The 12329-nt window shown below is 43.9% G+C and carries 6 protein-coding genes; 5 read left to right on the plus strand and 1 reads right to left on the minus strand.

The genetic code is table 11. The features are described 5' to 3' along the window. Nucleotides 1-25: 25 nt before the first annotated feature. Complete coding sequence (locus tag IM792_RS03595; protein ID WP_194100336.1) at nt 26-1624, plus strand: AGE family epimerase/isomerase; 1599 nt, start codon at nt 26-28, stop codon at nt 1622-1624. A 42-nt stretch (nt 1625-1666) separates the two neighbouring features. Here IM792_RS03595 and IM792_RS03600 read toward each other — a convergent pair whose 3' ends face one another. Then, nucleotides 1667-2665 (minus strand): glycosyl hydrolase, encoded by a 999-nt coding sequence (locus IM792_RS03600; protein ID WP_194100338.1) that lies wholly within the window; start codon nt 2663-2665, stop codon nt 1667-1669. 219 nt (nt 2666-2884) lie between these two features. Between IM792_RS03600 and glgX the strand changes: the two genes are divergently transcribed. From glgX to IM792_RS03620, 4 genes are all read left to right on the plus strand, one after another. Beyond that, nucleotides 2885-5026, plus strand: a complete 2142-nt coding sequence (glgX, locus tag IM792_RS03605) for a glycogen debranching protein GlgX (protein WP_194100340.1) — start codon at nt 2885-2887, stop codon at nt 5024-5026. Further along, complete coding sequence (gene treZ, locus IM792_RS03610) at nt 5007-6833, plus strand: malto-oligosyltrehalose trehalohydrolase (protein WP_194100342.1); 1827 nt, start codon at nt 5007-5009, stop codon at nt 6831-6833. The genes glgX and treZ overlap by 20 nt, the downstream gene beginning before the upstream one ends. Beyond that, complete coding sequence (gene treY, locus IM792_RS03615) at nt 6826-11025, plus strand: malto-oligosyltrehalose synthase (RefSeq protein WP_194100344.1); 4200 nt, start codon at nt 6826-6828, stop codon at nt 11023-11025. The genes treZ and treY overlap by 8 nt, the downstream gene beginning before the upstream one ends. Nucleotides 11026-11119: 94 nt before the next feature. Further along, nucleotides 11120-12220 carry a Gfo/Idh/MocA family oxidoreductase gene (locus IM792_RS03620; protein ID WP_194100345.1) on the plus strand — a complete coding sequence of 367 codons (1101 nt, stop codon included), beginning with the start codon at nt 11120-11122 and terminating at the stop codon, nt 12218-12220. Nucleotides 12221-12329: the final 109 nt, after the last annotated feature.

Below are 12329 nucleotides of genomic sequence, written 5' to 3' on the forward strand. Positions count from 1 at the left end.
TAAGCCTGAAACCACTTATTTAACCATGAATAAACTTATCCCTGCTCATTTAAAACTATTGTTTTCGGGCTGCCTTTTGCTGCCGCAGATGTTACTGGCTCAAACCGAAAAACAGGCTATCGCCAAACAAATGGAACGCTCGGCTCGTGTAGAGCTGCTTGATAAATGGTACCCACGTTCGGTTGATACTGCCAGCGGTGGGTTTTTGAGCGCCTTTACGTATGATTTTAAGGTAGCTCCCGATCAGCATAAAATGATAGTTACGCAGGCAAGGCACGTATGGTCAAACGCTAAGGCAGCACTTTTTTATCCCGGTGTACCGTATTTTAAGGCTGATGCCAAACATGGTTTTCTGTTTTTAAGGGATAAGATGTGGGACAAGATGAACGGCGGTTTTTATACTTATACCGACAGGGATGGTAACGTTGCCGAAAGCTCATTCGCGCCAAAGGAGGCGTATGGTAACTCGTTCGCTATATACGGACTTGCCGCTTACTATCAGGCCACCGGTGATACCGCCGGACTTAACCTTGCCAAACAAACATTTTGGTGGCTTGAAAAACATGCTCATGATCCGGTTAATAAAGGATATTTTCAGCACATGAATGAGGATGGGAGCGTGATAAAACGAACGCCGGATTTCCCGTCGACATCCGATAAAGGGTATAAAGATCAGAACACATCCATCCACCTGCTCGAAGCATTTACTGAACTGTATACTGTTTGGCCTGATAGCTTGCTGCGCGAAAGATTGAAGGAGATGCTGTTTTTAGTGCGAGATAAGATCACTACACCGAAAGGCTATCTCACCCTATTCTTTCAGCCGGATTGGACGCCCGTTTCTACCCGCGATTCATCAAAGGAGAGCATCCTGAAACATCGTTATCTCGATCATGTATCATTCGGGCACGATGTGGAAACCGCTTACCTGATGCTTGAAGCCTCGCACGTGTTAGGTTTAGGGCATAATGAGAATACCTTAAAAGTTGCTAAACGCATGGTTGACCATGCGCTTAAAAATGGTTGGGATGGCAAGGTAGGTGGCTTTTACGATGAAGGATATTACTATAAGGATCAGCCCGGCATCAGTATTATAAAAGATGGAAAGAACTGGTGGGCACAGGCCGAGGGGGTGAATTCATTACTCATGATGTCGACGCTCTATCCAAAGGATGAATTGAAGTATTACGATAAGTTCAAGCAATTATGGACGTATGTGCAAACCTATCTCATTGATCATCAGCATGGCGACTGGTATCCGGCAGGTATCGACAAAGAACCCGAAATGAAGGATGCGCTAAAGGGCCAGATATGGAAAGGTACTTACCATAACTTCCGCGCCTTAATGAATTGCATCAATCAGCTAAAGCCCGATAAAATACCGCCATCGGTACCACAAAAAGTGTCACTTAAAAAGCTGGCAAAAGGCGTAAGGCTGCAATGGGCTGCCGCGAAGGATAATCGCCAGTTTATGGGCTATAATATTTATAGCAACGGCAATCGTATAGGCTACACGCCGCTCACCTGGTTTTTAATTGATGGTAACGGCAAAAAAGCTTCCTATACCATCCGCGCTGTGGATTTGCAGGGAAATTTATCAAAGCCAAGTGTGGCTGTAAAATAAAAAATGCCGGGTTTATAGCCCGGCATTTTTGTTTGTGTTTAGTTATTGATATTTTATCTCATCCAGCGTTAAAGCTTTAGGGCGCGAGTAGTTGCCTTTAACCAACTCTTTGGTGTTGTGCGTCCATAACCAATCGCCCCAAACCATAAACCAAACCCATTCGGGCTGCGCTTTAAGTATTTCGGGTTTAGGTAGTTCGCCAACCTCGGTTAAAGCGATGGGCTTGCCCTTGGCCAATTGTAGAAGCTCATTATAATCCTTTTGCTCATAATCGACATTATAAATATCGGTGCCTAAAATATCTACATACTTAGCGCCGGGGTAATAGTATTTGTACGAGTAAGCCTCATCTTCAGGCAGATCGCGCGGGCCGTTGGCTCCCCAAACCCATATCAGGTTATTTAGTTTGTGGTAGTTGGTATAGCGGTCGTACATCATCTTCCAAAGTTTGGCTATACCATCAGGGCCTTTTTTATCGCCCCACCAAAACCACACGCCGTTCATTTCATGGTAGGGGCGCCAAAGTACGGGTACCCTGGCATCCTGTAACTTTTTTAGCCAAACGGCTACCTGGTCTATCTGTGCAAGCCAGCGTTTGTTCAGTTCAGTGTTAGGGGTTATCAGTTCTTTCCACTGTTCGGGCGTAAGTTTGGCCTGTACGCTTTCTTTCCAACCATAAGGTGGGTTATCGGTTGGTCGGCCCTGATGCCACATCAGGCAAATAAGGTAGCCCTCCTTATAGCGTTCAATAGCCTGGTCAACTATGGTTTGGCCAACATCAGTTGTGCCGCTCCAAATAAAATCAGCCCCCCAAAGGCCGGGTTGCTTACCTGTTATCGCCTTAACACTATCCAAATGTTTATTAGGTATATGCGGATAATTGTGCTGCCCGGTTATAATGTTTTTGCCCTTGATGCTGTAAATGTAGCTGAGCAGTTTACGGGCTTCAGGCGTGGTATTGGGGTTTACCGGTTCAAATTGTTGCTGCGCAATGGCTTTGAGGCCAACTATTAAAGCAAGCAGGGTTAGTTTAATTCTCATACAAATAGGTTTTAAACAAAGCTACAGTATGGTATAACCGAGGGGGTAATATTTATTTATCCTTATAATATATTTTTTGAGCGTTTTTAAAGCTTGTTTAAACATTATAGCTTTTTCGCTGTAATAATGTTGGCTGTTATACTGAAACTTATAACAGCCATTGTAGCCGATGCCTCATAATATTAGCTACCACAATTAAAAAAACATTTACATCTATCTATGGAAATAATTACTTACCCGGGTAAACCATACCCGCTTGGTGCCACATGGGATGGCGAGGGCGTTAACTTTACCCTGTATGCCGATAATGCTACAGGCGTTGAGCTCTGCCTATTCAACTCACCTGATGATACTAAGGAATCTAAAAAAATTAAACTTTACGAACGCTCGCACCAGGTGTGGCATATTTACCTACCAGGTGTAAAACCGGGGCAGTTGTACGGTTATCGTGTACATGGCCCGTATGAATCGCAGAATGGTTTGCGCTTCAATCCTAATAAATTACTGATAGATCCCTATGCCAAGGCTATCGCGGGCGCTATAGATTGGCACGACTCGCTGTTTGGTTATGAGGTTGGTCACCCGGATGGCGATCTGAGTTATAGCGAAACCGACAGTGCCCCATACATACCCAAATCAGTAGTTATTGATAACACGTTTGATTGGGGGAATGATGAGTTACCGCGCACACCATACCATCAAACTGTAATATATGAGGCGCATGTACGTGGCTTAACCATGCAGCACCCCGAAATTCCGGAGAACATTAGGGGAAGCTACGCGGCTATCGGACATCCCGCAATAATAAAACACTTAAAAGATTTGGGCATTACCGCCATCGAGTTGATGCCGATACATCAGTTTGTAAATGATCGCCACTTAGGCGAAAAGGGTTTACGTAATTATTGGGGTTATAACACTATCGGCTTTTTCGCGCCCGATGTTCGGTACTCGTCAACCGGGGTAACCGGCGGGCAGGTAAGTGAATTTAAGGCTATGGTGAAGGAGCTGCATAAAGCTGGTATTGAGGTGATATTAGATGTTGTGTATAACCATACCGGTGAGGGTAACCAATTAGGGCCAACGCTATCATTCAAGGGCGCTGATAACTCATCTTACTATCGTTTAGTTGACGAGGATAAGCGTTTTTATATGGATTACACAGGTACAGGTAATACGCTTAATGCTATGTTGCCCAATGTGTTAAGGTATATAATGGATAGCCTGCGTTATTGGATAACTGAGATGCATGTTGATGGTTTCCGTTTTGATCTGGCTTCGACATTAGCCCGCGAACTGCACGAGGTGAACAGGTTGAGTGCCTTTTTTGATATTATTCACCAGGACCCGGTTATATCGCAGGTTAAGCTGATTGCTGAGCCCTGGGATGTAGGCGAGGGCGGCTACCAGGTAGGGAAATTCCCGCCGGGATGGGCTGAATGGAATGGCAAATACCGTGATTGCATCCGTGATTACTGGCGTGGTGCCGATAGTATGCTGGGTGAGTTTGCCCAGCGCTTTACGGGCAGCCCTGATCTGTATGAGGATGATTACCGCCGCCCGACCGCCAGTATCAACTTTATAACCGCGCACGATGGTTTTACGATGAATGATCTGGTATCGTACAACGAAAAGCATAACGAGGCCAATGGTGAGGATAACAATGATGGCGAAAGCCACAATCGGTCGTGGAATTGCGGTGCCGAGGGAGATACGGATGATAAGGCTGTGAATGAGCTCCGCGCGCAGCAAAAGCGTAATTTTTTATCGACGCTATTCCTATCGCAAGGGGTGCCGATGATCGTAGCCGGTGACGAGATGGGACGCACGCAAAAGGGTAATAACAATGCTTATTGTCAGGATAACGAGATATCGTGGCTTGATTGGGGCAATGCGGATAAGCAATTGCTAAAGTTCACCCAAAAGCTGATCAATTTCCGTAAGGATCACCCTAACTTCAGGCGTAGGCGTTGGTTTCAGGGGCAGCCGGTTAAGGGGCAGGGGCTTGATGATATTGCCTGGTTTTTACCCGAAGGCAGCGAAATGAGCGACGAGAACTGGAGCCATGATTTTGCCAAATCGCTTGCCGTGTTCTTGAACGGTAAAGGCATACACTCATTAGGGCCAAAAGGCGAACGGATAGTTGATGATAGCTATTATTTGATATTCAATGCTTTCCACGAAGCCATCGACTATAAAATGCCGCCCGAAAAATTTGGTAAAAAGTGGCGTGTTGTGTTAGATACCTCGGCTTATGAGGCCGATGGCAAAGTACATAATTCAGGCGATATGATCACGGTTCAGGGGCGTACGGTTATTTTACTGGAACATCATAACAAGCATGAAAAACCCACAGATTGATAAGCGTAGCTTAGGCGTAAACTTTGAAGGTCAGGGTATAGCTAATGTTACCTTGTGGGCACCTTTAGCTAAAAAGGTTGATCTGCTGATAGGTAAGGATAAGTTAAAACTGCCATTACATTCGGCCGAATATGGCTATTGGGAGTTAACAACTGATAAGCTAAAACCTAACGACACCTATTCGTTTTTGCTTGATGATGAAAAGGAACGACCTGATCCGGCATCGTTAGCGCAACCCGATGGCGTGCATGGCGCATCACAAGCGCTTGACCTAAATGGTTTTAAATGGACGGATTCAGAGTGGAGCAACCCAAAGCTTAATGATTATATCTTTTATGAACTGCACATAGGCACATTTACTCCTGAAGGGACTTTTGAGGCAGCTATAGGCAGGCTTGATCATTTGGTGGAACTTGGCATTACTGCGATTGAAATAATGCCTGTGGCTCAATTTCCGGGCGAGCGAAACTGGGGTTATGATGGCGTGTTGCCTTATGCGGTTCAAAATACTTACGGTGGCGCCGAGGGGTTGATGCGTCTGGTTGATACCTGCCATGCTAAAGGTTTGGCTGTGGTGCTTGATGTAGTTTATAATCACTTAGGCCCTGAAGGAAATTACTTTAATGATTTTGGCGCGTACTTTACTGATAAATATCATACTCCCTGGGGTAACGCCATTAATTTTGATGATGCCTGGTGCGATGCCGTTCGGCTATATTATATCGAGAATGCCCTGATGTGGTTCAGGGATTTTCATATTGATGGCTTGCGGATGGACGCCGTGCATGCTATTAAGGATTTTAGTCCGGTGCATATTCTTAAGGAAATTAAGCAGCATGTTGATCAGTTAATAGCGCACACAGGCAGGCAATACCACCTGATAGCTGAACTTGATCTGAATGATCCCGTTTATATAAATACTTTAGATAATAATGGTTATGGTATTGATGGACAATGGATAGATGAATTTCATCATGCCCTGCGCGTAACCGCCGGTGAACCACAAACAGGTTACTATTCCGACTTTAACGGTATCGAACATCTGGCAAAATCATACAAAGATGCTTATGTGTACGATGGCATTTATTCGCCGCACAGGCTAAAGGTTTTTGGTACCAGAGCTGATAAAAATACCGGCGATCAGTTTGTGGTATTTTCCCAAAATCATGATCAGGTAGGCAACCGTATGCTGGGAGAGCGCACCAGCCAATTGGTAAATTTCGAGATGCAAAAACTGATGGCGGCGGCGGTAATGGTTAGTCCGTACATGCCAATGCTGTTTATGGGCGAGGAATGGGGCGAAACTAACCCTTTTCAATATTTCATTAGCCATACCGATAAGGACTTGATAGAAGCTGTACGAAAAGGACGAAAAGAGGAATTCAAGGCTTTCCATGCTGAAGGCGAAACACCTGATCCACAAGCGGAAGAAACCTTTAAGCGGTCGAAGCTGCAATGGGATTTATTGTCTAAACAAAAACATAAAACCATGTTCGCTTACTATCAGGAATTAATTAAAGTAAGAAAGCGATATCCGGCACTTAAGTATTTAAAAAGAAGTGATTTAAGGGTTGAGTTTGATGCGAAAGATAATACCCTTTTATTAAACCGCTGGCACGAAGATGAACAGATCTGCTGCGCTATGAACTTCTCCAAACAGCAACAAAATATTCAATTACCCGGCGGACAAGATTGGGCTATCTTGCTCAATAGTGCCGATGAAAAATGGGGCGGACAAGCTCCGGAAACTAATCCGGGAATCGTACAACCCGAATCTATCATTATATACATCAATCACCATGTTTGATCCTGTAGCTACATATCGCATCCAATTCAATAAGGATTTTACCTTTTCGCATCTGGAGCAGATCATTCCTTACCTGAAAAAGTTCGGTATTAAAACCCTGTATGCCTCTCCAGTTTTTGAAGCCGTGCCGGGCAGCACACATGGGTATGATGTTACCGATCCGCACCGCATAAATCCGGAGATAGGTAGTTTAAAGCAACTCAGGCAAATAAGCTTTGCATTAAAAGAGGCAGGAATGAATTGGGTACAAGATATTGTACCTAACCATATGGCCTTCGATACCAGGAATAAATGGCTGATGGATGTGCTGGAGAAAGGGAGCATGTCGGCCTACTCCGCATTTTTTGATACAGCCGGTACAAGCGAACTGTTTGAAGGCCGCATCATGGTGCCCTTTATTGGTGCTCCGTTAAGCGATGTGATCAATAAAGGCGAGCTTAAACTAGTTTATGCAAAAGGCGGCTTATCGTTAAGCTATTATGATAATCTGTACCCGGTCAATTTGCCCGGTTATCAATGGATGTTCTCGGCTATTAAAAATAAGGATGAAGCATTAAAGAAGCTATTGCAACAAATTAAACAAGTACATCAAACAGAAGATGTAAAATCCTTTGCAATAGAGTTTAATGAGTTAAAAGTTCAAATCAATTCATTATTCTCTGATAAGCAGTACAGCACTTCATTAGAAGAAGCTATCAGCGTTATAAATAGTAATAAAAAGAAGCTAACCCAGCTTGCTGATGAGCAATATTACCGCTTATGCAACTGGCAGGAAACTGATAGCCAGATCAATTTCCGTCGTTTTTTTACGGTGAATGGTTTGATATGCTTAAACATGCAAAACACGGATGTATTTGCGTATTACCATAAGTTTATTGCATCGTTATTAAAAGAGGACGTTTTCCAGGGGCTACGGGTCGATCATGTGGATGGTTTGTTTGATCCTGCCGGATATTTACAGCAACTCCGCAAACTCGCAGGTAACGAAACTTATATCGTTGTAGAAAAGATACTCGAAAAAGGCGAGAAGCTTCCTGCCGAATGGCCAATACAAGGCGCTACGGGTTACGAATTTTTAGCTGCTGTAAATAATTTGCTGACTGATGGCTCTAACGAAAAACAGTTCACATCGATCTACCAAAAAGTTAGCGACAAATCTAAGTTTACCGAAAGCGATATTTGGGATAAAAAGGCATACATTTTGCATAATCACATGGCGGGCGAACTTGCCAACCTTACCAAATACTTTTGTGAGCTTAACCTGATCGACGAGGAAACCTATCAGCAGATATCTCATGATAAACTTAAGCAGGCTATCGCCAAATTCTTGATATACTGCCCAATCTATCGCTACTATGGCAACGCCATGCCGCTACAGAGCGACGAAGCGGATAGTATAGAGCGCATATTAAAACAAGTAAAAAACAGCGACAAAGAACTCAAGCCAATTGTTAACTTATTAGAAGTAGCCCTGCTCAAACTCCCTTCAGAAAAAGGCCGAGAGTATGCCGCTAATGCCCTCAAGTTTTACCAGCGATGTATGCAGCTTACCGGGCCGCTAATGGCAAAAGGTGTGGAGGATACGCTGATGTATACCTATAACCGTTTTGTTGGCCATAACGAGGTGGGTGATGCACAGGATGCTTTCGGTATGTCGGTTGATGATTTCCACGTGCTGATGAAGGACAGGCAACAACACTGGCCACTGGCCATGAACGGCACATCAACCCATGATACTAAGCGTGGCGAAGATGTGCGGGCAAGGTTAAACGCACTTAGTTCGATACCCGATGTGTGGAGCAAGTTGGTTGAAAAATGGCTTAAAGAAAATTTGCAATCGCCCGAAGATAAAAAGCTTGATATTAATGATATATACCTGATATTTCAAACCATAACAGGCGCTTACCCAATGCCGGGCGAGGGTGATGATGATTTTGAAAATCGCTTGCATCAATACCTTGAAAAAGCCCTGCGCGAGGGTAAACAACACTCGCAATGGTCCGAGCCGGATGAGGAATACGAAACCGCGGCTAAAAATTTTGCATCAAAATTATTAGATCGAAATTCCGCTTTTTGGCAAAGCTTTGAGCCATTCTATAAACAGCTTGCCGATCATGGTATTATCAATTCATTGGTACAGGTAGCACTCAAATTTACCGCGCCCGGCGTGCCTGATATTTATCAGGGTTGCGATCGTTGGGATTTGAGTCTGGTTGATTCGGATAATCGCCGCCCGGTTGATTATAAGCTGAGCGAAGAATTGCTTACTAACACAAATCAATCCCCTGATGAATTATGGGAAAACAGATATAATGCCGGCATCAAATTATGGCTCACCAATAGGCTATTGGCTATTAGAGCCAAGTATGCTGATCTGTTTGCTCAGGGCAAGTATATCCCGCTAAAGGTTAAGGGTAAATACAACAATCACATTATTGCCTTTGCGCGTCAACAAAAAGGGCAGTGGTTGATAACAGTTCTGCCGCTTCATTTACCGGCTATTCAACCCGATTTTACAAAAGATGGCATTAACTGGGCATCAACAAGGGTTATCCTCCCAGCTACGGTTACTGATAAATACACCAACCAAATTACAGGTACAATCGGCAGGGTTGAGGATAGTGAATTATATATTAAGGATATATTCAAATCGGCGATCCCGATAGCGGTGCTCAGCTTTGAACGGCCGGAGAATCCACGTGGTTCGGGTTTGCTGATGCACATTACATCGTTACCCTCAAGTTTCGGGGTGGGCGATATGGGGCCGCAAGCTACGGCATTTGCCGATGCTTTAAGTAATAGTTTGCAAAAATACTGGCAGTTACTTCCGCTTAGTCCAACGGAGATGGTGAATGCGCATTCGCCTTACAGCTCGTTCTCAAGCATGGCCGGGAATACATTATTGATCAGTCCTGAACTGCTGGCTGCCGATGGTTTGTTATCCGCTGCTGATTTAAAAGAGAATACCTTGCCATCAAAAAATGAAGCGGATTACGAAGGGGCCGAGCGTATTAAAAAGCATCTGTTTAATATTGCCTGGGCCAATTTTAAAAAGCTTGACGGCGTTTTACAAAATGATTTTACCGTATTCTGCCGTGAGCAATCGGCCTGGTTAGATGATTTTGCGCTATATGTAGTTATCAAACAGCAACACGGTGGCAAACCCTGGTTCGAGTGGCATCAGGATTATAAACAACGAAACCCCAAAGCGCTCAAAGCTTTCGCCCGCAAATATTCGGATGATATATTGAAAGCCCAATGGCTGCAATTCATCTTCGCTAAGCAGTGGAATGGTTTGCGTTCGTATTGTAATAGCCTCGGTATAAAGCTGTTTGGTGATCTGCCTTTTTATGTGAGTTATGATTCGGTTGATGTATGGGCAAACCGCGATATATTCAGTTTAGATGCCGATGGTAAAATGCAAGGTGTAGCCGGTGTGCCTCCCGATTATTTTAATGCCGATGGTCAGCTTTGGGGTATGCCTGTTTTTTGCTGGGATAAACTGAAGGAAACCAATTTCAAATGGTGGATCGATCGAATTAAAAAGAACATGGAATTGTTTGATCTGCTGCGTTTAGATCATTTTCGCGCATTTGCCGCTTATTGGGAGGTACCTGCCGGAGAAACAACAGCAATTAATGGTAAATGGCAACAAGGCCCCGGCAAAGATTTTTTCGAAACCCTAAAAACCGAGCTCGGCGACCTGTCGCTAATTGCCGAAGACCTTGGCGATATTGACGACGCGGTTTACTATTTGCGCGATGAGTTTGAACTTCTCGGTATGAAGGTTTTGCAATTCGCTTTTGGCGATGAGGTTGCGAACTCAGCTTATATGCCTCACAATTATTCAGATAATTTTGTAGCATACACCGGTACGCATGATAATAATACCACCGTTGGTTGGTATAGGCAGGATGCCAATAAAAAGATAAAGCGACAATTAACCGATTACTCAGGTGTAAAAGTAAAGGAATCAAACGTTCATGATGCTTTAACTAAACTGGCAATGGCTTCGGTAGCTAAAATCGCCATCATCCCTGTACAGGATGTATTGGGGCTTGATGAACATGCACGCATGAACACTCCCGCATCTACAGAAAAGAATTGGTTATGGCGACTAAAGCCGGGACAGTTAGATGAAAAATACATCCAAAAACTACTTAAATATACGCTGATGTATAACCGTGTTTGAAATTGAAAAATGGTTGCAACAATTTGTAATTTAGTGTGTTAAATCTACACACCACGTCTGCAATTAACCAATTTTCAACTTAAGTTTTACGGCCATGCAAAACCTTGAACCATTCAGCAGGAGGAGTTTTTTAAAAACATTATCAATAGGTGCCGGTGCTTTGGCGCTAACACCAACGCTACAGTCGCTTATATCAAGCGATAAAAAGTTAGGTATAGCCCTCGTAGGCCTGGGTGGGTATAGCAGGGGGCAACTTGCCCCGGCATTGCTCGAAACCAAACATTGCTACCTGGCAGGTTTGGTTACCGGTACACCATCAAAGGCTGATGAATGGTCGAAGAAATACAATGTGCCCAATAAAAACATCTACAACTACTCGAATTTTGATGAGATAGCTAAAAATCCGGATATAGATATTGTGTATGTGGTGTTGCCGGTATCCATGCACAAGGAGTTTACCATTCGCGCAGCCAAAGCTGGTAAACACGTTATCTGCGAAAAGCCTATGGCGCTTAATGCCGCCGAATGTACCGAAATGATAGCTGCCTGTAAAAAGGCTAAGCGTATGCTATCCATAGGTTATCGCCTGCATTTTGATCCGCATAATATGGAAATGATGCGCCTGGGTCAAAAAAAGGTATACGGCAAGGTTACCGCTATTGATACGGGCAATGGTTTTGTTTATCGGGGTGATCCAAATGCCTGGCGCCTGAAAAAAGCTTTATCCGGTGGTGGCGCGCTGATGGACATGGGCGTATACTCCATACAAGGCACACGTTACACGTTAGGGCAGGAGCCGCTGTTTGTAACAGCTACTGAAGTGAAAACCAACAACGATCTGTTTGCCGAGGTTGACGAAACCATCAATTGGAAATTCGAATTTCCTGGCGGGTTGGTCACAACCGGTAAATCAAGCTACAATAATAACTGGGGTTACCTGAAAGCCACTGCCGAAAAAGGAAATTTCTCTCTTGAACCTGCTTTTGGTTACGGAGGTATAAAAGGCAGCACTCACCTTGGCGTAATGGAACTGCCGCAAATAAATCAGCAAGCCGCGCAAATGGATGATTTTGCGTTATGTGTGATGAACAAAAAGCCGACCCGTGTACCCGGCGAAGAAGGATTGAAGGACATGAAAGTGATAGATGCTATTTATCGCAGCATCGCATCAGGAAAAAGGGAGAGGATAGTGTAACATTTACATATCATTTATATTACTCAATATTGCCTGCCGAATAATATTTTATCGTTAAAATAAATTAAAGTACAAAATACTTCTGTATCTGAGCAAATTGGAATAAAAA

It is taken from the genome of Mucilaginibacter sp. JRF (assembly GCF_015223065.1).
Lineage (GTDB): Bacteria > Bacteroidota > Bacteroidia > Sphingobacteriales > Sphingobacteriaceae > Mucilaginibacter.

Coding starts and splice junctions, on each gene's coding strand:
- IM792_RS03595 (WP_194100336.1), top strand. CDS start 26: ATGAATAAACTTATCCCTGCTCATTTAAAACTATTGTTTTCGGGCTGC.
- IM792_RS03600 (WP_194100338.1), bottom strand. CDS start 2,665: ATGAGAATTAAACTAACCCTGCTTGCTTTAATAGTTGGCCTCAAAGCC.
- glgX (WP_194100340.1), top strand. CDS start 2,885: ATGGAAATAATTACTTACCCGGGTAAACCATACCCGCTTGGTGCCACA.
- treZ (WP_194100342.1), top strand. CDS start 5,007: ATGAAAAACCCACAGATTGATAAGCGTAGCTTAGGCGTAAACTTTGAA.
- treY (WP_194100344.1), top strand. CDS start 6,826: ATGTTTGATCCTGTAGCTACATATCGCATCCAATTCAATAAGGATTTT.
- IM792_RS03620 (WP_194100345.1), top strand. CDS start 11,120: ATGCAAAACCTTGAACCATTCAGCAGGAGGAGTTTTTTAAAAACATTA.